The sequence below is a fragment of the Streptomyces sp. STAM6 genome (genome assembly GCF_054963715.1).
Genome location: NZ_JBUEFZ010000006.1, coordinates 260375 through 284962 on the forward strand (window position 1 = coordinate 260375; position 24588 = coordinate 284962).

A 24588-nucleotide genomic window follows, 5' to 3' on the forward strand; every position below is an offset into this window, starting at 1 on the left:
GATGGGGGGCATGGCCAGGACTGCGCTCGACTCCTTCTCCCCCGCGACCCGCGGCTGGTTCACGGGGGCCTTCAGCGCGCCCACCGCGGCCCAGGAGGGAGCCTGGCGGGCGATCGGGGAGGGCTCGGACGTGCTGGTCGTGGCCCCGACCGGGTCGGGCAAGACGCTGGCCGCGTTCCTGGCCGCCCTGGACCGGCTCGCGTCCACTCCCCCGCCCGCGGACGCCAAGAAGCGCTGCCGGGTGCTGTACGTCTCCCCGCTGAAGGCGCTCGCGGTCGACGTGGAGCGGAATCTGCGCAGCCCGCTCACCGGCATCCGGCAGGAGTCGGTGCGGCTCGGGCTGCCCGAGCCCGAGGTGCGGGTGGGCATCCGCTCCGGTGACACGCCCGCCGCCGAGCGGCGCTCACTGGCCACCAGGCCGCCGGACATCCTGATCACCACACCCGAGTCGCTGTTCCTGATGCTCACCTCCGCGACGCGCGACGCGCTGTCCGGTGTGGAGACGGTGATCGTCGACGAGGTGCACGCCGTGGCGGGTACGAAGCGGGGTGCCCACCTCGCCCTGTCCCTGGAGCGGCTGGACGAGCTGCTGCCGCGCCCGGCGCGCCGGATCGGCCTCTCGGCGACGGTCCGCCCGGTGGACGAGGTGGCCCGCTATCTGTCCCCGCAGCGCAGGGTGGAGATCGTCCAGCCGAAGTCCGGCAAGGAGTTCGACCTGTCGGTGGTCGTGCCCGTGGAGGACCTCGGCGAGCTGGGCGGCTCCCCGGCCACCGACTCCGACCCCGGCGAGAAGCCCTCGATCTGGCCGCACGTGGAGGAACGGATCGCCGATCTCGTGCAGGCGCACCGTTCCACGATCGTCTTCGCCAACTCGCGCCGGCTCGCGGAGCGCCTGTGCAACCGGCTCAACGAGATCGCCTATGAGCGCGCGACCGGCGAGGCCCTTCCCGAGGACGGGTCGCCCGCGGAGCTGATGGCCCAGTCGGGCGCGGCCAAGGGGGCCCCACCGCTGCTGGCCCGGGCCCACCACGGCTCCGTCTCCAAGGAGCAGCGCGCCCTGGTGGAGGAGGACCTCAAGGCGGGCCGGCTGCCCGCCGTGGTCGCCACCTCCAGCCTGGAGCTGGGCATCGACATGGGTGCGGTGGACCTGGTGGTCCAGGTCGAGTCGCCGCCGTCCGTCGCGTCCGGCCTGCAGCGCGTGGGCCGCGCGGGACACCAGGTGGGCGCGGTCTCCACCGGTGTGGTCTTCCCCAAGTACCGCGGTGACCTCGTGCAGGCGGCGGTGGTCACCGAGCGGATGCGCAGCGGGTCCATCGAGTCGATGCGCATCCCGGCCAATCCGCTGGACGTCCTCGCCCAGCAGCTGGTCGCCATGGTCGCCCTGGACACCTGGCAGTTCGACGATCTGCTGGCGGTGGTCCGGCGGGCGGCGCCGTTCGCCTCGCTGCCCGAGTCGGCGTTCACCGCGGTCCTGGACATGCTGGCCGGCCGCTATCCCTCCGACGCGTTCGCCGAGCTGCGTCCCCGCGTGGTTTGGGACCGGGTCGCCGGTACCGTCACCGGCCGCCCGGGCGCTCAGCGCCTCGCCGTCACTTCCGGCGGCACCATCCCCGACCGGGGCCTGTTCGGTGTGTTCCTGGCCGGGGCCGATCCCAAGAAGGGCGGCGGCCGGGTCGGCGAGCTCGACGAGGAGATGGTGTACGAGTCGCGGGTCGGCGACGTGTTCACACTCGGCACGTCCTCGTGGCGGATCGAGGACATCACGCGCGACCGGGTACTGGTGTCGCCCGCGCCGGGTGTTCCGGGGCGGCTGCCGTTCTGGAAGGGCGACCAGCTGGGCAGGCCGCTGGAGCTGGGCCGCGCGGTGGGCGCCTTCCTCCGCGAGATCGGTGCCCTGGAGCCGGACGACGCGCGGCTGCGGCTGCTGGCCGCGGGACTTGACGCGTGGGCGGCCGACAATGTGCTGGCCTACCTCGACGAGCAGCGCCGCGCGTGCGGGCACGTCCCGGACGACCGGACGATCCTCGTCGAGCGGTTCCGCGACGAACTGGGCGACTGGCGGGTGGTGGTGCATTCGCCGTTCGGCGCCCAGGTGCACGCCCCGTGGGCGCTGGCGCTGGGCGCCCGGCTCACGGAGCGGTACGGCATGGACGCCCAGGTGATGCACGCCGACGACGGCATCGTGCTGCGGCTGCCCGACGCGGACCTGATGGGCCTGGACCTGCTCGACCAGGACCCGGCCGTGCCGGGCCTGGAGTACGACAGCGAGCAGGCACCGGTCGGCGCCGGGGACGTCCTGTTCGACAAGGGCGATGTGGACCAGATCGTCACCGACCAGGTGGGCGGCTCCGCGCTGTTCGCCTCCCGGTTCCGCGAGTGCGCGGCCCGCGCCCTGCTGCTGCCCCGCCGCAATCCGGGGAAACGAACGCCCTTGTGGCAGCAGCGTCAGCGCGCCGCACAGCTGCTCCAGGTGGCGAGCGAGTTCGGCTCGTTCCCGATCGTCCTGGAAGCGGTCCGCGAGTGCCTCCAGGACGTGTTCGACGTCCCCGGGCTGCGGGAGCTGATGGGCGACATCGAGGCGCGCCGCGTTCGTCTGGTCGAGGTCACGACCCCCGAGCCGTCGCCGTTCGCCCGCTCGCTGCTCTTCGGCTATGTCGCCCAGTTCCTGTACGAGGGCGACTCCCCGCTCGCGGAGCGGCGGGCCGCCGCGCTGTCCCTGGACTCGCGCCTGCTGGCGGAGTTGCTGGGCCAGGCCGAGCTGCGCGAGCTCCTCGACGCCGAGGTGCTGACCGAGCTGGAGAGCGAGCTGCAGTGGCTGACGGAGGACCGCCGCGTCAAGGACGTGGAGGGGGTGGCGGACGCGCTGCGCGTCCTCGGTCCGCTCACCGACGCCGAGCTGTCCGAGCGCGGCGCCGACGCGGACTGGGCCCCGCACCTGGCCGGGACACGGCGGGCGATCCGGGTCCGGATCGCGGGGGCGGACCACTGGGCGGCCGTCGAGGACGCGGGCCGGCTGCGCGACGCCCTGGGCACCGCTCTCCCGGTCGGCGTCCCCGAGGCTTTCACCGAGCCGGTGAAGGACCCTCTGGGCGACCTCCTCGCGCGGTACGCCCGCACCCACGGCCCCTTCACCTCCGCCCAGGCGGCGGCCCGCTTCGGCCTCGGCAGCGCGGTGACCGACGGGGCGCTGCACCGGCTGGCCGCCGCCGGCCGGGTCGTGCAGGGCGAGTTCCACCCCTCCGGCATCGGCCAGGAGTGGTGCGACGCGGCCGTGCTGCGGCGGCTCCGTCGACGCTCCCTGGCGGCTCTGCGGCACGAGCTCGAACCGGTCCCGCCGACCGCGCTCGCCACGTTCCTCCCCCAGTGGCAGCACCTGGGCAGCAACAGCCTGCGCGGTATCGACGGCCTGGCGCGGGCGATCGAGCAGCTGCAGGGCGCCCCCGTCCCCGCCTCCGCGCTCGAAAAGCTGATCCTGCCCTCCCGCGTCAACGGCTACAGCCCGGGGCTGCTCGACGAACTGACCACCACCGGCGAGGTCGTCTGGGCGGGCGCGGGCGCGCTCCCCGGCAAGGACGGCTGGGTCTCGCTCTATCTCGCGGACGCCGCGCCGCTCCTGCTGCCGGCACCGCACCCGCTGGAGCTCACCGCCCTCCACGAGTCGGTCCTCACCACCCTGTCGGGTGGGTACGGCCTGTTCTTCCGGCAGATCGCCGACCAGGTCCGCGCCACCACCCACCCCGACGCGACGGATCCGCAGCTTGCGGACGCCCTGTGGGACCTGGCCTGGTCCGGGCGGCTCACCAACGACACCCTGGCGCCGCTGCGGGCGATGCTCGGCTCGGGCCGGACAGCCGGTTCGACCGCCCACCGCGCCAGGCGCACCGTCCCGCGCGGGCGGTACGGCGCGCTCGCGGGGGCGGCTCGTACGGCGTCCCGATCCGGTCCGCCGACCGTCAGCGGGCGCTGGTCGCTTCTGCCGCCTCCCGAGCCGGAGCCCACCCATCGGGCGCACGCGCTGGCCCGCACGCTGCTCGACCGGCACGGCGTGGTAACCCGCGGCGCGGTCGCCGCCGAGGGCGTCGAGGGCGGCTTCTCGGCGACGTACCGCGTGCTGTCCGCGTTCGAGGACAGCGGCCAGGCCCGCCGCGGCTATGTCGTCGAGGGCCTCGGCGCCGCCCAGTTCGCGATGGACGGCGCCGTGGACCGGCTGCGCGCGGCGGCGAACGCCCGCGACCGTGCCGACGGGTCCGCCGCGCCGCGCGCGGTGGTCCTGGCCGCGGCGGACCCGGCCAACGCGTACGGCTCCGCGCTGTCCTGGCCCGAGCCGCCGACCGGGGCCGGCCACAAGCCCGGCCGTAAGGCGGGCTCCCTCGTCGTGCTGGTGGACGGCGAGCTCGCGCTGTACATGGAGCGTGGCGGCAAGACCCTGCTGTCCTGGCCCGTCGAGCCGGACGATCCGGTCCTCGCGGCGGCCGCCGTCGCCCTCGCGGAAGCGGCCCGCGCGGGCTCCCTCGGCACGGTCACGGTGGAGCGGATCAACGGCGAGGCGGCCCTCACGTCACCGCTCTCCCGCTCCCTGGAGGCGGCTGGTTTCCACGCCACTCCGCGGGGCCTGCGACTGCGCGCATAGCCGTCGCGGTGCCCGCCGGGTCCCGCATCATGGACGCATGCCCGAAGGAGACACCGTCTGGCTGACCGCCCGCCGGCTGCACACCGCCCTCGCGGGCCGGCTCCTGACCCGGTCCGATCTGCGGGTGCCGCGCTTCGCCACCGCGGACCTGACCGGCCGGACGCTGCTGGACGTCACCCCGCGCGGCAAGCACCTGCTGACCCGCATCGAGGGCGGGCTCACGCTGCACTCGCACCTCCGGATGGACGGCTCCTGGCGCCTGTACGCGCCGGACGAGCGGTGGAACGGCGGACCCGAACACCAGATCCGGGCGATCCTCGCGACCACGGCGCACACGGCGGTGGGCTACCGTCTGCCGATCCTGGAGCTGATCCGCACCAATGACGAGGCGAAGGTCGTCGGTCATCTGGGCCCGGATCTGCTGGGCCCGGACTGGGACTTCGAGGAGGCGGTACGGCGGGTGTGCGCCGATCCGGCCCGCCCGCTCGGCGAGGCGCTCCTGGACCAGCGGAACCTCGCCGGCATCGGCAATGTCTACAAGTGCGAGCTGGCGTTCCTGGCCCGTGTCACGCCGTGGTTCCCGGTCGGCGAGCTGCCGCCCGGCGTTCCCCGGCGCCTGGTCGCGACCGCGCACCGCCTCCTGGAGGCCAACAAGGAACGGTTCGACCGCCGTACGGTGCCGGGCGACCGTCCCGACCGGAGGCTGTACGTCTACGGCCGCCGCCGGCAGCCCTGTTACCGCTGCGGGACACCGATCCGCCGGTGGGAGGAGTCGGACCGGGAGCGCGTTTCCTATTGGTGCCCGGGCTGTCAGGAGGGTCCGGTGCCGCCGGAACCGCCCCGTTGACGGACCGTCAGATACGGTCGTACCGTCCCCGCATGCCCCTCTCGGCGTACGACCTCACCGGCCGCACCGCGTTCGTCACGGGAGCCGCCAGCGGCATCGGCCGCGCCACCGCCGTCCTGCTCGCCGAGGCAGGGGCCACGGTGCACGGCGCCGACCGCGACGAGGTGGGCCTGCAGGAGACCCGCGGGCTGATCACCAAGCTGGGCGGCACGGCCCACACCCACGCCCTGGATGTGACCGACCGCGCCGCGCTGCGGGACGCGGTGGAGAGCACGGGCACCCTCCACGTGATGGCGGCCGTCGCCGGCATCATGCACACCAGCACGGTCCTCGAGACGGCGGACGAGGACCTCGACCGGGTCCTCGCCGTCAACTTCAAGGGAGTTCTGTACGCGTGCCAGGAGGCGGCGCGCTCCATGCTGGCCACCGGCACACCCGGCTCCATCATCACGATGGCCTCGGGCGCGGTGGACGCGGCGAGCCCGGGCCTGCTCTGCTACAGCGCGGCGAAGGCGGCGGTCGTCCAGCTGACGAGGACACTGGCCGCGGAGGCGGGCCCGCACGGCATACGGGTCAACGCCGTCGCACCCGGCTGGATCCGTACGCCCATGACGGAGCGCCACCAGGCCGCGGACAGACAGCGCGTGGAGTCGGCGATGGCCCGGATGTCACCGCTCGGCCGGGTCGGCGAGCCGGAGGACATCGCCCACGCGGTGCTCCATCTGGCCTCGGACGCCGCCTCCTTCACGACCGGTCAGATCGTGCGCCCCAACGGCGGGGTGACCATGCCCTGGTAGGCGGGTCGAACCAGCCCCTCCACCGCGCCAACGCCACGGGTACTCGTACCGTGCGCGCACGCGCCGAGGCCACATGGACGGGCAGCAGGCTGAGCCCCCAGCCGCCGGCGGCCACGGTTCCCTCGACGAGCCCCGCCTGTTCGGGCGCCAGTGCCAGCCGCAGCACCGCCCACCACCACAGTCCGCCGAGCACCAGCGCGAGCGCCGGCCGCAGGACCCGTCGCCTTACCATCGCCGCCTCCTCCGGTCGACGCTAGACCGGCGCGATCACCCGGCGGGAGGGCGCACCGGCCGGGCGGCAGGGCGCACCGGAGTGCTCCCGGCGCATCCAGCGTGAAAGCGCGCTCGGGCGCCCCGGGACTGGCCCGCTTTACACGCTCTCGGCCTGGAACATCCAGGCGTGCTTCTCGAGCTCGGCGGTGAGCCCGATCAGCAGGTCCTGCGTCACGGGGTCCGGCTCGTCGGTGGCGGCGACGCGTCCCCGCATCCGCCCGATCACCGCGCCGAGCGCGTCGACCAGGATCCGTACGGCATCGATGTCCTTGATCCATCCCTCCGGCACGGACTTGATCGCGCTCCCCGATGCGACTGTCGCGGCCCGGCCGTCGGGGTTGACGCCGAGCGCCGCGGCGCGTTCGGCCATGACGTCGGAGTGCTGCCGGGCGGTCATCACGACGTCGTCCAGCTGGAGGTGGATGGAGCGGAAGCGCGGCCCGACCACGTTCCAGTGCACCTGCTTGGCCACCAGCGACAGGTCGACGAGGTCGACCAGTGCGCCCTGCAGAGCTTCACCGACCACCTTCAGGTCGGCGTCGGACAGGGAGCTCTTGACGACAGTCATCCGAATCCTCCATTCCGGCATGCGGGCCATGACCGCATGCATCTCCACCATTACACAATCGATCCAAAAGGGGCATTCGGGATATGCGAAAGCCCCGGTCGGCACTCGGGTACCCGACCGGGGCTCAGCCCAAAACGTGAGCTCGAAAAGCGAGCCGCACAACCTGAGGTCGCCGGAACGACCCCGTCCCCGCATCCGCGCGGAGACCGTGATCAGGCCGCGACGACGTCCACCGCCTCCGCTGGCGCCTTGATGGTCACCCGTTCCGTCGGCACACCGGCCACCGACGTCACGGACACAGAATTGAGCATCGGGCGTACTGGCACAGGCACCGGCTCACTCGCCGCTGCCGATTCGGCCAGCTCAGCCAGCGAGAGCTCGTCGCTCACTTCTCGCATGAGCTCGGACATCCGTACGTCAAGCGCGTCGCAGATCGCGGAGAGCAGCTCGGAGGACGCCTCCTTCTGCCCCCGCTCCACCTCGGAGAGATAGCCGAGCGAGACTCGGGCGGACGAGGAGACTTCGCGCAGAGTACGGCCCTGGCGCTGGCGCTGCCGACGCAGCACGTCACCCAGCAGGCGACGGAGCAGAATCATCGGTGGCTCCCTCCTCGGACCGCGTAGCCGCATCCTTCACGCCCCACCGTACCGCCTCGCGCTGCGGCCGTGCGGGGAGCGATGTCGTGTTCACTCAGGGCTGTAAACATCAATTCCCCCCGTTCTGTTCCGTATCCTGTGCCCGCGCATTTTCCGAGAGTTGGTCCGCGAGCAGTTCCAGCACGCTCCGTACACTCTCTCTACGGATTTCCGCACGGTCGCCGTTCAATCGCAGCGCGAGGACTTTCCCCGCGCCGAGTGGTCCGCCGGCTGGTCCGCAGACGGCCACGAAGACCGTCCCCACCGGCTGTCCGTCCTGCGGTTCGGGGCCCGCGACACCGGTCGTCGCGACCCCCCATCCGGCCCCCAGACGGGTCCGCACACCTACCGCCATCTGCAGTGCGACATCCGGATCCACCGCCCCGCGCTCCGCCAGAAGGGTCTCGTCCACCCCGAGCAGATCGCGCTTGAGCACCGTCGCATACGCGGTGACGGACCCGCGAAAGGATTGTGAGGCGCCCGGCACCGAGGTGAGCTCCGCGGCCACCAGACCGCCCGTGAGGGACTCCGCCACGGCGACGGTCTGGTTACGCTCAGCGAGGAGCGTGAGCGCCCGCGCGGCGGCATTCATCGCGGCGGCTCCGCCGCGGCACGCTCCTCCGCGAGCCCCTTGCGTCGCAGCACCACCGCCTGGCGCACGTAGTCGAGGCCCGTGACGACCGTCAGCACGACCGCGACCGCCATCACCCAGAAGCGGAGTGTGGCCAGTGCACCGGTCAGCGCGAGCACGTACATGCCCACCGCGGTGCCCTGTGCCAGGGTCTTCAGCTTGCCGCCACGGCTGGCCGGAATGACGCCGTGCCGGATCACCCAGAAGCGCATCAGCGTGATCCCCAGCTCACGGAAGAGGATCACACCGGTCACCCACCAGGGCAGGTCGCCCAGCGCCGACAGGCAGATCAGCCCCGCCGCCATGATCGCCTTGTCGGCGATCGGGTCGGCGATCTTCCCGAAGTCGGTGACCAGGTTGTACGTACGCGCCAGATGGCCGTCGAAGACGTCGGTGATCATGGCGACGGCGAACGCCGCCCAGGCCCAGGCGCGCCAGGCCGGGTCGTACCCGCCGTCCTGGAGCATCAGCACCACGAAGGCCGGCACGAGCACCAGGCGCATCATCGTAAGGATGTTCGCGATGTTCCACAGGCTGGCCTGGTTGACGGCCGCAGCGCCCAGCTTGCCGCCGGGCGTCGGCCTACCCCTACCGCCCGCGGCGGATGCCGGCACTCCGGTCATCTGCCCGCCTCCTCAGCCAGACACTCGGCCACCAGGTCGACGCCCTCCGTACCCACGACCTTCGCCACGACCATACGGCCCGGTGCGAGCCCGTCGGTCGAGGTGAAGATCACCTGCCCGTCGGTCTCCGGCGCCTGGTGGGCGGCGCGCCCGACGGCGCCGTCCCCGTCCACCGAGTCGTCGACCGACTCGACCAGTACTTCCAGGGTCTCTCCGAGTCGCTCTTCCGCGCGCTGCGCGGTCAGCTCCTCCGCGAGCCGCGACAGATGCGCCAGGCGCTCGTCGACGACGTCCTGGTCCAGCTTTCCGTCGTACGTGGCCGCCTCGGTGCCCTCCTCGTCGGAGTAGCCGAACACACCGATGGCGTCGAGCCGGGCGTGTGTGACGAAGCGTTCCAGCTCGGCGAAGTCCTCGGCGCTCTCGCCGGGGAAGCCGACGATGAAGTTGGACCGCACACCGGCCTGCGGCGCCTTGCCGCGGATCGTGTCGAGCAGTTCCAGGAACCGGTCGGTGTCGCCGAAGCGCCGCATGGAGCGCAGCACGGTCGGCGCCGAGTGCTGGAACGACAGGTCGAAGTAGGGCGCCACCTTCTCGGTCGACGTCAGCACGTCGATCAGACCCGGCCGCATCTCGGCCGGCTGCAGATAGCTGACCCGCACCCGCTCGATGCCGTCGACGGCGGCGAGCTCCGGCAGCAGGGTCTCCAGAAGACGGATGTCGCCCAGGTCCTTGCCGTACGAGGTGTTGTTCTCGGAGACCAGCATGATCTCCTTCACGCCCTGCTCGGCCAGCCAGCGGGTCTCCCCCAGCACATCGCTCGGGCGGCGCGAGATGAAGGAGCCGCGGAACGAGGGGATCGCACAGAACGAGCAGCGGCGGTCGCAGCCGGAAGCCAGCTTCACCGAGGCGACCGGGCTGGTGTCCAGACGGCGGCGCAGCGGCGCGCGCGGGCCCGAGGCGGGCGCGAGGCCCTCGGGGAGGTCGGCGGGGGCGCTCTCCTGCGGCGCGTCCCCTGCCTGCGGCAGAGAACCGGAACCTGCCTGGGCGTGGCCCGGCAGGGCGACACCCGGGGCGGACTGGCGCTCCACCGGGCTCAGGGGCAGCAGCTTGCGCCGGTCACGCGGTGTGTGGGCCTCCACACTGCCGCCGCTGAGGATGGTCTGGAGGCGGTTGGAGATGTCCGCGTAGTCGTCGAAGCCGAGCACCCCGTCGGCCTCCGGCAGGGCTTCCGCCAGCTCCTTGCCGTACCGCTCGGCCATGCAGCCGACCGCGACGACGGCCTGGGTTCTGCCATGATCCTTCAGGTCATTGGCTTCCAGCAGGGCGTCGACGGAGTCCTTCTTGGCGGCCTCCACGAACCCGCAGGTGTTGACGACTGCGACATCCGCGTCTGCGGCTTCCTCGACGAGCTCCCAGCCGTCCGCTGCCAAGCGGCCTGCGAGCTCCTCCGAGTCCACCTCGTTACGGGCGCAGCCAAGAGTGACAAGGGCGACGGTACGGCGTTCGGGCATGGACTCAAGACTACTTTGTCCCAGCCGTACCCCCGTCGCTCCCCCTTCTCGGGGCTCACCCCCGCCTCCAGGGCGCGTGCTGCCGGTCGGGACGGCCGATCGCCCCTGCGCCCCACGGGCGCGGGAGGTGCCACTCGTGCCCGGTTCGCTCGCGCCTCACGACTGTGCGCGCTCGGGGAAGCCCGCGCGCCCCCTGCCGTCGGCGGGGGACCCACTTCACCTCGCTCGCCCCGGCGCCCTCGTCCTGCTGGGCGGCCACCCGACCCCCGGGCGGCCGAGCCCTCGCGTCAGCCGACCTGGGGGTCGCCCTTGGTGTAGCTCAGGCGCTCGACCTGGCCCGCCTCGAACTCGTCCTCGACCTTCTTGCCATTGACGAAGAGCTCGATGGCTCCGGCGTTGCCGAGGATCAGGTCGAGCCGTTCGTCGTCCTGGAAGGTCTTGGAGTCACCCTTGAGGAGGAGGCCGTCGAAGAGCAGCTTGCCGTCGCGGGCCTTCGCGGAGATCCAGCTCTTGTCGTCGACGGCGGTGAGCTTGACCGTCACCTTGTCCTTGGGGACGGCGGCGATGGCGCTCTCGGCGGGCGCGGGCGGCGCCGGCGGCTTGGGCGCGCTCGGCTTCTTGGTGTGCTTCTGTGCCGGCGCCGGGCCCTCGGCGACCTGGTTGCTCCTGGAGCCGCCGTCGCCGTTGAACATGGTGAAGCCGACGAAGCCGATCACGGCGACGATCGCCGCGACCATGGCGGCGGTCCAGTTGGGCCGGCGTCGCTCCGGGCGGATACGTTCCGCCTCGAACAGCGGCGCGGCAGGCGTCGGCGCGGGCCGGCCACCGTGCTCGGCGTCGTACTGGTCGACCAGTGCGCCGGCGTCGAGGCCGACCGCACGCGCGAGCGTGCGGATGTGGCCACGGGCGTACACATCACCGCCGCACCGCGAGAAGTCGTCCTCCTCGATGGCGTGCACGATCGGAACGCGCACGCGGGTGGAGGTGCTGACCTCCTCGACGGTCAGACCTGCGTCGATACGGGCTTGCTGGAGGGCGCGACCGATCGAAGGCACGGCGTCTTCGGGGGTCGAAGGACGGTCGTCTTCGGGGGAGTTGCCGATGGACACGAGGGCGCCTTTCGAGCGTGTAACCACCTGCTGGAGGTTCAGTCTATGGGTGGTACGAAAGGGTGGAGCAACCGGGCGGATGCACTTTGTACGCCATCGGAATGGCCGGGCATCCAAGGGCGGGACAACTATTCTCCGTCCCTCCCTCCAACTTGACGTACGGCAGGGGGAAACGGTTGCTCACGATTCCCTTACGAGTGAGTCATCCTTACGTGTCCGACTCCCCACGGATGACGGCGAGTACTCCATCCAGCTCATCCGGTTTGACAAGCACGTCCCGCGCCTTGGACCCCTCGCTGGGTCCCACGATGCTGCGGGACTCCATCAGGTCCATGAGCCGGCCGGCCTTGGCGAAGCCGACGCGAAGCTTGCGCTGGAGCATCGACGTGGAACCGAACTGGGTCGACACCACGAGCTCGGCGGCCTGGCAGAGGAGGTCGAGGTCGTCGCCGATCTCCTCGTCGATCTCCTTCTTCTGCTTGCCGCCGACGGTGACGTCGTCCCGGAAGACGGGGGCCATCTGGTCCTTGCAGTGCCGTACGACCGCCTGGACCTCTTCCTCGGTGACAAAGGCTCCCTGCATACGGGTCGGCTTGTTGGCCCCCATGGGCAGGAACAGCCCGTCGCCCTTGCCGATGAGCTTCTCGGCGCCCGGCTGGTCGAGGATGACCCGGCTGTCGGCGAGCGAGGAGGTGGCGAAGGCGAGCCGCGAGGGCACGTTCGCCTTGATCAGGCCGGTGACGACGTCGACGGAGGGCCGCTGGGTGGCGAGCACCAGATGGATGCCGGCGGCGCGGGCCAGCTGGGTGATCCGGACGATGGCGTCCTCGACGTCCCGCGGGGCGACCATCATCAGGTCGGCGAGCTCGTCGACGATGACCAGCAGGTACGGGTAGGGCTGCAGCTCGCGCTCGCTGCCCTCCGGGGGCTTGACCTTGCCGGCGCGCACGGCGGCGTTGAAGTCGTCGATGTGCCGGTAGCCGTACGCCGCGAGGTCGTCATAGCGCAGGTCCATCTCGCGCACCACCCACTGGAGCGCCTCGGCGGCCCGCTTGGGGTTGGTGATGATCGGGGTGATCAGGTGCGGGATTCCCTCGTACGCGGTGAGCTCGACCCGTTTGGGGTCGACGAGGACCATCCGCACGTCCTCGGGAGTCGCTCTTATCATGATCGAAGTGATCAGGCAGTTGATGCAGGACGACTTGCCGGAGCCGGTCGCGCCGGCCACCAGCACGTGCGGCATCTTGGCCAGGTTGGCCATCACATAGCCGCCCTCGACGTCCTTGCCGAGCGCCACGAGCATCGGGTGGTCGTCCTCGGCGGCGTCGGCCAGCCGGAGCACGTCGCCCAGGTTGACCATTTCGCGGTCGGTGTTGGGGATCTCGATGCCGACGGCGGACTTGCCAGGGATCGGAGAGATGATCCGCACGTCGGGGCTGGCGACGGCGTACGCGATGTTCTTGGTGAGGGCCGTGATGCGCTCGACCTTGACGGCCGGGCCGAGCTCCACTTCGTAGCGGGTGACCGTCGGACCGCGGGTGAAGCCGGTGACGGCGGCGTCGACCTTGAACTCGGAGAAGACGTTGGTGAGCGCGGCGACGATGGCGTCGTTGGCGGCGCTGCGGGTCTTGCCGGGCCCGCCGCGCTCCAGCAGGTCCAGCGAGGGCAGGGAGTAGGTGATGTCCCCGGAGAGCTGGAGCTGCTCGGCGCGTGCGGGCAGGCCCTGTGACCCGTCGCGTACGGGCGCGGGCTTGGTCAGGTCGGGCACCAGCCCGTCCTGCCGGGCCCCGGCCGTTCTCGCGTCCCCGGCGTCGCGTGCGGGCGGTACGGGGGCGGCGGCGCGGGCGGCCTCGGCGGCCTGTCGGCGGTCGCCGCTGACGTCCCGGGTGAGGTCGGCGACGACCGGCGAGGGCGGCATCCCGTTCAGGACGGCTCCGTCGAGGGCCGCCGCCGCTGCCGCCGCGACGTCCACCGCGTCCATGGGGCGGTCGAACAGAGGCTCGGGGGGTGTGGAGCGCGCGGCGGTCTTCCGGGGCTTCCTGCGCCGGGCGAGGGCCTCTTCCTCGGCCTCGTCCGGATCGTGGGCGCCGGCGGCCGGTCCACGCCGGCGGGACCGGGCGGGCAGCGCCTCGCGCCACTGCTCCTCGTACCGCTCGTCGTCCTGGCCCGGCTCCTGGTCGTGGGGCTCGACGATGCCGAGGCGCGCGCCGAGGGCACGCAGCCGCTGCGGGATGGCGTTGACGGGGGTCGCCGTGACGACGAGCAGCCCGAAGACGGTGAGCAGGACCAGCATCGGTACGGCGAGGACCTCGCCCATCATGAAGACCAGCGGCTGGGATGCGCCCCATCCGATCAGGCCGCCGGCGTCCTGCACGGCCTCGCCGCCCTCGCCCCGTCCGGGTGATCCGCACGCGATGTGGACCTGCCCGAGGACGCCGATGACGAGCGCGGACAGCCCGATCACGATGCGTCCGTTGGCCTCGGGCCTCTCGGGGTGCAGGATCAGCCGGATCGCGATGGCGCCGACGAGTAGGGGGACAAGCAGGTCGAGCCGGCCGAAGGCGCCGGTCACCAGCATGTCGACGAGGTCGCCGACCGGGCCGCGCAGGTTGGCCCAGGTGCCGGCCGCGACGATCAGGGCGACGCCGAGCAGCAGCAGCGCGAGGCCGTCCTTGCGGTGGGCGGGATCGAGGCCCTTGGCGCCGCGGCCTATGCCGCGGAACATGGCGCCGACCGCGTGGGCGAGCCCGAGCCAGAGGGCGCGCACCAGGCGGTACACACCCCCGGTCGGGGACGGCGCGGGCGTGGGGGCGGGTTTCCTGGCCGCGGCCTTCTTGGCCGGAGTGGCCTTCTTCGGTGCGGTCTTCTTGGCGGCGGTCTTCTTCGCGGGAGGTTTGGCGGGCGCCGCTTTCTTCGGGGCGCCGGTCGTACGGCCGGCGCGCGGCTTCGCGGTGCCCGCCGTGCCCTGGGAACCCTTGCCGGACGTACGTGAGGCCATGGTGGTGAGGTTACCGGTGTGCGCCGCGGGGGACACGCGTGACTTCCGCTTCACCCGTTCGTGTCGCCCTGGACGTGCACGCGAACTGACGTCTGCTCATGCGGACGGTGCTTGCAGGGCCGGTCAGTTGGGTGAGGGAAGGCCGGACGAGCTGCCTCCGGTGCCCGGCTCCAGCGCGTCCAGCGCCCTGCGCAGCCCGGTGAGCTTGCGCTCCAGATGGGCGGCCGTGGCGACCGCGGCGGCGTCCGCCGAGTCGTCGTCGAGCTGCTTGGAGAGCGCCTCGGCCTGCTCCTCAACTGCCGCGAGCCGGGCGGACAGTTCGGCGAGGAGGCCGGCGGACTCCTTGGCCGGGCCCTGACCGCCGCCCTCGAGCTGGAGCCGCAGCAGCGCGGCCTGCTCACGCAGCTGACAGTTCTTCATATAAAGCTCGACGAAGACGGAGACCTTGGCGCGCAGCACCCAGGGGTCGAACGGCTTGGAGATGTAGTCGACGGCCCCCGCGGCGTACCCCCGGAAGGTGTGGTGCGGGCCGTGGTTGATCGCGGTCAGGAAGATGATCGGGATGTCCCGTGTCCGTTCCCGACGCTTGATGTGCGCGGCGGTCTCGAATCCGTCCATTCCTGGCATCTGGACGTCCAGCAGAATGACCGCGAAGTCGTCCGTCAGCAGCGCTTTGAGCGCTTCCTCCCCTGACGATGCCCGCACCAGTGTCTGATCGAGCGCAGAGAGGATGGCCTCCAGCGCCAGCAGATTCTCCGGTCGGTCATCGACCAGGAGGATCTTGGCCTTCTGCACCATGGCCCGTCCTCCTCGCCCCGGCAGTTGGCCGGGCGCCGCCCCAGGGGACGACTCCCTTGCGCCGTCCGTCCTTGTGCCGGTCATGGTAGCCGCACCCCGCCTGTCACCACACCCTGTCACCGCGATGTCACTGTGCACGTAGCAGAAACGCGGTGGGAGACCAGAAGGTTCCCCGAATGCCGTCGCCTCACACGCCTTCGACCACAGTCAGTCAGCAAAACACCAGGATTGGCCCCACCACCGATCACTCTCCGCGCATCCACTGCTCCATCACCGAGAGCAAATGATCCGGATCCACCGGCTTCGTAACGTAATCGGAGGCGCCGGACTCGATCGCCTTCTCCCGGTCGCCCTTCATCGCCTTCGCCGTGAGCGCGATGATCGGCAGACCGGCGAACTGCGGCATCCGGCGGATGGCGGTCGTCGTGGCATACCCGTCCATCTCGGGCATCATGATGTCCATCAGTACGACCGTCACATCGTCGTGCTGTTCCAGGACTTCGATGCCCTCGCGCCCGTTCTCCGCGTAGAGCACCGACAGCCCGTGCTGCTCGAGCACGCTCGTGAGCGCGAAGACATTGCGGATGTCGTCGTCGACGATCAGCACCTTCTCGCCGCCGAACTCGAAACTCCGCCGGGGCTCCTGCAGCTCCTGGCCGGCCGCCGGCCACGCCTCCTGCGGCGCGGCGGCGCCGTTGGGCGCGGCGGACTGCGCGGTGGGCCGATCGGCGGACGCCGGTGCGGCGCTCCCCTGCCCTGGCAGCGCGGGCCGCTGCTCCGTCCCGCTCAGCGCCCGCCGCCTGTGCCGGAACAACGCGCCCGCGCCGGAGCGGCCACCGGCTACCGGCCCGGACCCGGCGCCCTGCTGCGCCGCCCCGTCCAGGCCTCCCTGGTCGGCCACGCCGAGCTGCGGGTCCGATCCGGGGGCCTGCGGGTAGCCCTGCGGCGGCAGCTCGCTCGGGTGCAGCGGCAGGTAGAGGGTGAACGTCGAGCCGCGGCCCGGTTCGCTCGCCGCGTGGATCTCGCCGCCCAGGAGCCGGGCGATCTCCCGGCTGATCGACAGCCCCAGGCCCGTACCGCCGTACTTGCGGCTGGTCGTGCCGTCGGCCTGCTTGAACGCCTCGAAGATCACGCGCATCTTGCTCGCCGCGATGCCGATACCCGTGTCCGTCACCGAGAAGGCGATCAGATCGGCCTCCGGGTCGCGCAGCGAACCCGCCTCCAGCAGCTGCTCCCGGATCGACTGCGGCACATCCATGCTCGCCGGCCGGATCACCAGCTCGACCGCCCCGCTGTCGGTGAACTTCACCGCGTTGGACAGCAGGTTGCGCAGCACCTGCAGCAGCCGCTGTTCGTCGGTGTGCAGCGTGGCCGGCAGCTCCGGGGACACCCGTACGGAGAAGTCGAGCCCCTTCTCCGCCGTCAGCGGCCGGAACGTCGCCTCGACGTAGTCGACGAGCTGCACCAGCGCGATCCGGGTCGGGCTGACGTCCATCTTGCCCGCCTCGACCTTCGACAGGTCGAGGATGTCGTTGATCAGCTGGAGCAGGTCGGATCCCGCCCCGTGAATGGTCTCGGCGAACTCGACCTGCTTCGGTGACAGGTTCCCCTCGGCGTTGTCCGCGAGCAGCTTCGCGAGGATGAGCAGCGAGTTCAGCGGCGTACGCAGCTCGTGCGACATGTTCGCCAGGAACTCCGACTTGTACCGCATGGAGACGGCGAGCTGCTCGGCCCGCTCCTCCAGCACCTGCCGGGCCTCCTCGATCTCGGTGTTCTTCACCTCGATGTCGCGGTTCTGCTGCGCCAGCAGCTCGGCCTTCTCCTCCAGCTCCGCGTTGGAGTCCTGCAGCGCCTTCTGCCGGCTCTCCAGCTCGGCCGACCGCTCCCGCAGCTGCTCGGTCAGTTCCTGCGACTGCTTCAGCAGCACCTCGGTCTTGGTGTTGACGCTGATGGTGTTGACGCTGGTCGCGATCATCTCGGCGATCTGGTTGAGGAAGTCGCGCTGGATCTGGGTGAAGGGCTGGAACGACGCCAGCTCGATCACACCCAGCACCTTGCCCTCGAAGAGCACCGGCAGCACGACGACATGCGCGGGCGCGGCCTCACCGAGGCCGGAGGAGATCCTCAGATAGCCCGGCGGCACATTGACCTGGATGGTCCGCTTCTCCTCGGCCGCCGTGCCGATCAGCGTCTCGCCCGGACGGAAGGACGTGGGCATCGAGCCGGCCGAGTAGCCGTAGCTGCCGCGCATGACCAGCTCGTACGAGCTGTCTCCGGGCACCTCCAGTTCCCCGCCGCCGCCCGTGGGCATCGCCAGGAAGAAGGCGCCGTGCTGGGCGGAGACGACCGGCGTCAGCTCGCTCATGATCAGCGACGCCACGTCGTCGAGATCGCGGCGGCCCTGCATCAGACCGGAGATACGGGCCAGGTTGCCCTTCAGCCAGTCCTGCTCCTCGTTGGCGAGGGTGGTGTCCCGCAGGTTGGCGATCATCGTGTTGATGTTGTCCTGGAGGACCTGGATCTCGCCCGCCGCGTCCACGTCGATCTTGAGGTTGAGGTCACCGCGGGTCACCGCCGTGGCGACGGCCGCGATGGCGCGCACCTGCCGGGTCAGGTTCCCGGCCATCTCGTTCACCGACTCGGTCAGGTCGCGCCAGGTGCCGTCGACGTCCCGCACACGCGCCTGGCCGCCCAGGATGCCCTCGGTGCCCACCTCACGGGCCACACGGGTGACCTCCTGGGCGAACGAGGAGAGCTGGTCGACCATCGTGTTGATGGTGTTCTTCAGCTCCTGGATCTCTCCGCGCGCGTCGATGTCGATCTTCTTGGTGAGATCGCCCTTGGCGATGGCGGTGGTGACCGTGGCGATCTGGCGCACCTGGCCGGTCAGGTTGGACGCCATCGAGTTCACCGACTCGGTCAGGTCCTTCCAGGTGCCGGAGACTCCCGGCACCCGGGCCTGACCGCCCAGCTCACCCTCCGTGCCCACCTCACGCGCCACACGCGTCACCTCGTCGGCGAACGACGACAGCGTCGTCACCATCGTGTTGACCGTGTCGGCGAGCTCGGCGACCTCGCCGCGCGCCTCGACCGTCACCTTCTTCGTCAGATCGCCGTTGGCGACGGCCGACGACACCCGGGAGATGTTGCGCACCTGGGAGGTCAGGTTGTTGGCCATGACGTTGACGTTGTCGCTCAGGTCCTTCCAGATGCCGGTGACGCCCCGCACCCGGGCCTGACCGCCGAGGATGCCCTCCGTGCCCACCTCGCGGGCGACGCGCGTCACCTCGTCGGCGAAGTTGGACAGCTGGTCCACCATCGTGTTGACGGTGGTGACCAGGTCGAGGATCTCACCGCGCGCGTCGACGGTGATCTTCTTGGACAGGTCGCCCTTGGCGACGGCGGTGGTCACCTCCGCGATGTTGCGCACCTGGGAAGTGAGGTTGTTCGCCATCGAGTTGACGGACTGGGTCAGGTCCTTCCAGGTACCGGAGACGCCCTGCACCTCCGCCTGACCTCCGAGGATGCCCTCGGTGCCCACCTCGCGGGCGACCCGCGTCACCTGCTCGGCGAAGTTGGACAGCTGGTCCACCATCGTGTTGAGGGTGTTCTTCAGCTCCAGGATCTCGCCCCGGGCGTCCACATCGATCTTCTGGGACAGATCACCGCGCGCCACCGCCGTGGCGACCTGGGCGATATTGCGGACCTGGGCGGTCAGGTTCCCGGCCATGCCGTTCACCGAGTCCGTCAGGTCGCGCCAGACACCGGCCACACCCGGCACCTGCGCCTGCCCGCCGAGCCGCCCGTCCGTGCCCACCTCGCGGGCCACCCGCGTCACCTGCTCGGCGAACGCGGACAGCTGGTCCACCATCGTGTTGATGGTGTTCTTCAGCTCCAGGATCTCGCCCCGGGCGTCCACGTCGATCTTCTGGGACAGATCACCGCGCGCCACCGCCGTCGTCACCTGGGCGATCTGACGCACCTGGGAAGTCAGGTTCCCCGCCATGAAGTTGACGGAGTCGGTGAGCTCCTTCCACGTACCGGAGACACCGTCCACCCGGGCCTGGCCGCCGAGCCGGCCCTCCGTGCCCACGTCTCGCGCCATCCGCGTCACCTGGTCGGCGAACGACGACAGCTGCGCCACCATCGTGTTGACGGTGTTCTTCAACTCCAGCATCTCGCCCGCGACATCGACGGTGACCTTCTGCGACAGATCACCGTTGGCGACCGCCGTCGTCACCTGCGCGATGTCACGCACCTGACCGGTCAGGTTGCGGAACGCCGTGTTCACCGAGTCGGTGAGGTCCTTCCACGTACCGGCCGCGCCGGGCACCTCCGCCTGACCGCCCAGCCGGCCCTCGACCCCGACCTCCCGCGCCACACGCGTGACTTCGGACCCGAACGCCGACAGCTGGTCCACCATCGTGTTGACGGTGTTCTTCAACTCCAGCATCTCGCCGGCCACATCGACGGTGACCTTCTGCGACAGATCACCGTTGGCGACCGCCGTCGTCACCTGCGCGATGTCACGCACCTGGGTGGTGAGGTTGCGGAAGACGGTGTTGACGGAGTCGGTGAGGTCCTTCCAGGTCCCCGCCGCGCCCGGCACCTGCGCCTGACCGCCGAGCAGACCCTTGGCACCGACCTCGCTCGCCACGCGCGTCACCTCGTCGGCGAACGTCCGGAGCGTCTCCGTCATCTGGTTGATCGTGTCAGCGAGCTGCGCCACCTCACCGCGCGCACTCACGGTCACCTTCTGTGACAGGTCGCCGTTCGCGACCGCCGTCGTCACCTCGGCGATGCCCCGCACCTGGGACGTGAGGTTGCCCGCCATCGTGTTGACGGAGTCGGTCAGGTCCTTCCACACACCGGCCACACCCGGCACCTCGGCCTGACCGCCGAGCTCACCCTCCGTACCCACCTCGCGTGCGACGCGGGTCACCTCGGAGGAGAACGACGACAGCTGGTCCACCATCGTGTTGACGGTGTTCTTCAGCTGCAGCATCTCACCGGCGACGTGGACGGTGACCTTGCGCGACAGATCACCCTTGGCGACGGCGGTCGTCACCAGGGCGATGTCACGCACCTGAGCGGTCAGCCGGTACGCCATGGTGTTGACCGAGTCCGTCAGGTCCTTCCACGAACCGGACATACCGCGCACCTGGGCCTGGCCACCCAGCTTGCCCTCGGTGCCGACCTCCAGCGCCACCCGCGTCACCTCGTCGGTGAACGCCGACAGCTGGTCGACCAGGTTGTTGACCGTCCGCGCGACCTTCAGGAACTCGCCCCGCAGCGGCCTCGCCGCCCCGTCGGCGCTCTCCGAGCGCAGCTCCATCCGCTGGTCCAGGTCGCCCTCGGCGACCGCCGACAGCACCCGGCCGACCTCGGAGACCGGCCGCGTCAGATCGTCCACCAGCGCGTTCGCGGCCTCGATGGCCTGCGCCCACGCGCCCTCGCTGGCCCCCACCTCCAGCCGCTCGGACAGCTTGCCCTCACGGCCGACCATCCGCCGGACCCGTGACAGCTCCCCGGTCAGATGCAGCTTGCGGTCGGCGACCTCGTTGAAGACCGCGGAGATCTCCGCCATGACGCCGTCACCGGTCACGGTCAGGCGCTTGCGGAAATTGCCGTCCCGCATCGACGCCAGGGCCGCCAGCAGCCGCTCCAGGGCAGCGGCGTCCACCTCGACCGTCCCGCCGCTCCGGGACCGTCCGCCCTTCGCGCGCGTGCTGCCGCCCCGCGCCGTCACGCCAGACTCCACCGTGTCCCTCCCGCAGGGGTTGACCGTTCGGGTACTGCTCGGGTACTGCTCAGTACTTCTCTGGCATTACCGCACTTCTCCGGCATTGCCAGTCCGGCTGCCTCTGGAAGCCTTCCCAGTGTTTCACCACGTCCGTACGAGGCCATAACAGTTCGGCAGCTTCGCATAACGTCCCCACCCTCGGGGGACGGAAACAGCCGTGACCACCATCCACCCGGACTGCGAAGGTAAGTAACCTGGCATCCGGCTGTCCAACCGCCCCGGTCCGCCCGGCGGGGGCGGTGCGGCGCAGCACGACCAGCGGGCACCGGGAGGGGCAGGGCCGATCATGGCAGAGCCGGGCGTCGAGACGCGTACGAGGAGTTCTGTGATCACCGCGCGGGCGGCCGCCAGCTTCGAGCCTGTGGGGCGGTCCGTAGCGACCGCGCGGGCCTTTGTCCGGGACACTCTCCAGGGCTGGGGGTACACCGACGTCGTCGACGACGCCGTAGTCCTCACCAGTGAACTCGTGACCAACGCCGTGATCCACGCCGGCACCGCCGCGGACGTCCTGTGCCTGCGCACGGAGGAGGGGGTGCGCGTCGAGGTCGCCGATCGCTACCCCGAACGCGAGGTCCCCCTCCAGGGCACCGGCCGCTCCCTGGGCAGCCCCGACCGCGAGAACGGCCGCGGACTGCTGCTGTGCGCCGCCCTCGCCTCCCGCTGGGGCGTCGAGTACTCCCCCACCCAGAAGCAGGTGTGGTTCCAGCTCGACCTGCCGCAGCGCCGCGTCGGCACCCGCTCCGCCGGCCCCGCGCTGCCCACCGAGCTCCTCCCGGTGGCCGACGAACGGGTCCGCGTCGCGGTCGCCCAGATCGACCGCAACGGCGCCATCACGGCCTGGAACGAGGACGCCGAGGCCCTTTTCGGGTACGCCGCCGACCAAGTCGTCGGCAAGCCACTGGGCGACTTCGCCGCCTGGCCGCACACCCCCGGCATCGGCACCGGTCTGGCCGAGGCGCTCCGGCTGTCCCGCTGGGAAGGCAGCTACGGCCTGCGCGGCAACGACGGCCGCGTGATCCCCGTCTACGCCTCCCACCTGCGCGTACGGGACACCAACGGGGAACCGTCGACGGTCTGTCTCCTGGTGCGGGACTACGAACGCGCGGTCCTTCAGTCCCCGCCGCGCACTCCGGTCTCCGATTCCGGCAGTGACAACCGCAGCAGCGACCCGTTCGAGGTCTTCATCGGCTCCCCCGCCCCCGACGACCTGGACGGCCTCCTCCAGCGCACCGTCGAGCGCGCCCGCGACATGCTGGACGGCGATTCGGCCTTCCTGCTGCTGGCCACCGACGACGAGACCGAGCTGGAGGTGCGCGCCACCACCGGCCTCCCCTCCGCCCGCCAGCGGTTCGCCCGCGTTCCCGTCGAGTCCGGCACCGGCCGGTACGCCTCCGCCCGCATGCCGGCCGTCCACGAGGACCTCGCAGCCGTGCCCGGCGCCGTCCCGCTGCTCAACGGCACCGGCATGCGCTCGGTCGTCACGGTCCCGCTCAAGGTCGAGGGCCGTCTCACCGGTTCCCTGGGTGTCGCCGCCGAAGCCGCCAACCGCTACTCGAACGAGGAGGCCCTCCGTCTCCAGTTCGCCGCCGACCGCATCGCCCTGGCCGTCGAGTCCGCCCGCCTCGGCGAGCTCGAACGCCTCCGCCGCGGCTCCCTGAGCTTCCTCGTCGAGGCCTCCGACCTCCTGGCCGGCACTCTGGACCGCGACCAGACCCTGGCCCTCATGGCGCAGATGACCGTGCCCACGCTCGCGACCTGGTGCGCCGTCTACACGATCGCCGATCAGGCCTCCGACCCGTATCTCTCGTACGTCCTCCACGAGGACGAGGAGCGCATCGACGGCCTGAAGGCCCTCCTGTCGAAGATCCCCCCGCCGGAGCCGCTGCTGTCGCCCGGAGCCCGGATCTGGACGGCGCCCGCCGACGCCGCCCACCAGGCCGCCCTGCGGACCTCGATGCGTGAGCTGGGCCTCGGCTCCACGCCCCTCTCGTCCGGCATCGGCACGACCCTCGCCACGGCGGCCGCCGTCGGCGGCGAGACGGTCGTCCTCCCCCTGGTGGCCCGCAACCGTGTCATCGGCATGCTCACCCTCGGGAAGCCCTCCGACGACCACTTCCGCCAGGAGATCCTGGAGCTCGCCGAGGACCTCTCCCGCCGGGCCGCCCTCGCCCTCGACAACGCCCGCCTGTACTCGGAGCGCATGGCGATCAGCCAGTCCCTCCAGCGCAGTCTGCTGCCCCCTGGCCTGCCCCAGATCCCCGGCGTCGAGGTCGACGTCATCTACCGCGCGGCCGGCGAGGGCAATGAGGTCGGCGGCGACTTCTACGACCTCTTCCCGATCCATGACAACGCGTACGGCTTCGCCATCGGCGACGTCTGCGGCACGGGTCCGGAGGCCGCGGCCGTCACCGGCCTGGCCCGTCACGCGCTGCGTCTGCTGGCCCGCGAGGGCTTCGGCGGCCCGGCCGTCCTGGAGCGCCTCAACGCCGCGATCCTCGACGAGGGAGCCCGCAGCCGTTTCCTCACGCTCCTGTACGGCGAGCTGTGGCCGCAGGAGGACGGCAGCGCCGTCCTCAAGGTCGTCTGCGCCGGGCATCCCCTGCCGCTCCGTCTGCGCCAGGACGGCACGGTCGAGGCGGCGGCCGAACCGCAGCCGCTGCTGGGTGTGATGGAGGACCTGGAGCTGTACGAGCAGACGGTCACCCTGGCCCCGGGCGATGTCCTGCTGTGCGTCACGGACGGCGTCACGGAACGCCGCGAGGGCACCCGCATGCTGGGCGACGACGGCCTCGCCGACGTCCTCACGACGTGCACGGGCCTGACCGCCGGTGCGGTCACCGCCCGCGTGTTGCGCGCGGTCGAACGCTTCGCCGCGGAGCCGGCCTCCGACGACATGGCCATCCTCGCGATGCGCGTTCCGGAGCCCCACACGAGCTGAACGCGAAGAAGGCCCCCGCCACTTGGGCGGGGGCCTTCTTCTTTTTCGGAGCCCCCAAACGGAATCGAACCGTTGACCTTCTCCTTACCATGGAGACGCTCTGCCGACTGAGCTATAGGGGCCGGCTTGTCGCTGTGGGGTTTCCCCCTCGGCAACGGAATAGATCATACCCCGAAAGTGTCGGTGCTCCTAACCAGCCGCTCTTCCGGACTGTCCCGGGTGCCGCTCCACCCACAGAAGGATGCGGTTCGGCACGGAGAAGTCGCCGCGCCGACGCGGTTGTTGCCGCTGTCGACTGCGGCGCGGGCAGCAGCAGGGCAACAAGGGTGGGTGCCGAGAGTTGCGACGCAGACATTCAACGGCGTTTGAAACCGATGGGGTTGGCCGAGGCTCCGACGCAGAAGCTCTCAAGCCACCCCTGAACGCG

Annotated in this window: 14 protein-coding genes and 1 tRNA gene; 4 read left to right on the top strand and 11 right to left on the bottom strand. The window is 71.1% G+C overall.

Annotated elements, in window-relative coordinates; genetic code table 11:
- Positions 1-10 precede the first annotated feature (10 nt).
- Genes ACY34K_RS11410 through ACY34K_RS11420 form a run of 3 tightly spaced genes read left to right on the top strand, consistent with a single transcriptional unit; the run spans position 11 to position 6274 of the window.
- Positions 11-4630: an ATP-dependent helicase gene (locus tag ACY34K_RS11410; protein ID WP_462746065.1), complete on the top strand. Its 4620-nt coding sequence runs from the start codon at positions 11-13 to the stop codon at positions 4628-4630.
- A 37-nt stretch (positions 4631-4667) separates the two neighbouring features.
- Positions 4668-5477 carry an Fpg/Nei family DNA glycosylase gene (locus tag ACY34K_RS11415; protein ID WP_462746066.1) on the top strand — a complete coding sequence of 270 codons (810 nt, stop codon included), beginning with the start codon at positions 4668-4670 and terminating at the stop codon, positions 5475-5477.
- 32 nt (positions 5478-5509) lie between these two features.
- Positions 5510-6274: an SDR family NAD(P)-dependent oxidoreductase gene (locus ACY34K_RS11420; protein WP_462746067.1), complete on the top strand. Its 765-nt coding sequence runs from the start codon at positions 5510-5512 to the stop codon at positions 6272-6274.
- On the opposite strand, the gene ACY34K_RS11425 is transcribed toward ACY34K_RS11420, so the two are convergent.
- The 10 genes from ACY34K_RS11425 to ACY34K_RS11470 form a co-directional block, all read right to left on the bottom strand.
- Positions 6222-6506, bottom strand: coding sequence for a hypothetical protein (locus ACY34K_RS11425; RefSeq protein WP_462746068.1), 285 nt, complete (start codon positions 6504-6506; stop codon positions 6222-6224). The genes ACY34K_RS11420 and ACY34K_RS11425 overlap by 53 nt on opposite strands.
- Before the next feature lie 138 nt (positions 6507-6644).
- Complete coding sequence (locus ACY34K_RS11430; protein ID WP_462746069.1) at positions 6645-7115, bottom strand: Dps family protein; 471 nt, start codon at positions 7113-7115, stop codon at positions 6645-6647.
- Between the two features lie 212 nt (positions 7116-7327).
- Complete coding sequence (locus tag ACY34K_RS11435; protein ID WP_462746070.1) at positions 7328-7711, bottom strand: helix-turn-helix domain-containing protein; 384 nt, start codon at positions 7709-7711, stop codon at positions 7328-7330.
- A gap of 109 nt (positions 7712-7820) precedes the next feature.
- Positions 7821-8342, bottom strand: coding sequence for a CinA family protein (locus ACY34K_RS11440; RefSeq protein WP_462746071.1), 522 nt, complete (start codon positions 8340-8342; stop codon positions 7821-7823).
- A complete protein-coding gene (gene pgsA, locus ACY34K_RS11445) occupies positions 8339-9004 on the bottom strand; it encodes a CDP-diacylglycerol--glycerol-3-phosphate 3-phosphatidyltransferase (RefSeq protein ID WP_462746072.1) in 666 nt (221 codons plus the stop codon). Before pgsA ends, ACY34K_RS11440 begins: the two co-directional genes overlap by 4 nt.
- Complete coding sequence (rimO, locus tag ACY34K_RS11450) at positions 9001-10515, bottom strand: 30S ribosomal protein S12 methylthiotransferase RimO (RefSeq protein ID WP_462746073.1); 1515 nt, start codon at positions 10513-10515, stop codon at positions 9001-9003. The genes pgsA and rimO overlap by 4 nt, the downstream gene beginning before the upstream one ends.
- Positions 10516-10802: 287 nt before the next feature.
- Entirely contained in the window at positions 10803-11624 is an 822-nt protein-coding gene (locus ACY34K_RS11455) for a helix-turn-helix domain-containing protein (protein ID WP_462746074.1), read from the bottom strand.
- Between the two features lie 208 nt (positions 11625-11832).
- Positions 11833-14622, bottom strand: coding sequence for a DNA translocase FtsK (locus tag ACY34K_RS11460; protein WP_462746075.1), 2790 nt, complete (start codon positions 14620-14622; stop codon positions 11833-11835).
- Between the two features lie 123 nt (positions 14623-14745).
- Positions 14746-15420 carry a response regulator gene (locus ACY34K_RS11465; RefSeq protein ID WP_462746076.1) on the bottom strand — a complete coding sequence of 225 codons (675 nt, stop codon included), beginning with the start codon at positions 15418-15420 and terminating at the stop codon, positions 14746-14748.
- Positions 15421-15664: 244 nt separating this feature from the next.
- Positions 15665-21181: a HAMP domain-containing protein gene (locus ACY34K_RS11470; RefSeq protein ID WP_462746077.1), complete on the bottom strand. Its 5517-nt coding sequence runs from the start codon at positions 21179-21181 to the stop codon at positions 15665-15667.
- A 328-nt stretch (positions 21182-21509) separates the two neighbouring features.
- Here ACY34K_RS11470 and ACY34K_RS11475 point away from each other — a divergent pair, with 328 nt between their 5' ends.
- On the top strand, positions 21510-24161 hold the full coding sequence (locus ACY34K_RS11475) for a SpoIIE family protein phosphatase (RefSeq protein ID WP_462746078.1): 2652 nt from the start codon (positions 21510-21512) through the stop codon (positions 24159-24161).
- A 49-nt stretch (positions 24162-24210) separates the two neighbouring features.
- Here the strand turns inward: ACY34K_RS11475 and ACY34K_RS11480 are convergent.
- Positions 24211-24283: transfer RNA gene (locus tag ACY34K_RS11480), tRNA-Thr, on the bottom strand.
- Positions 24284-24588 lie beyond the last annotated feature (305 nt).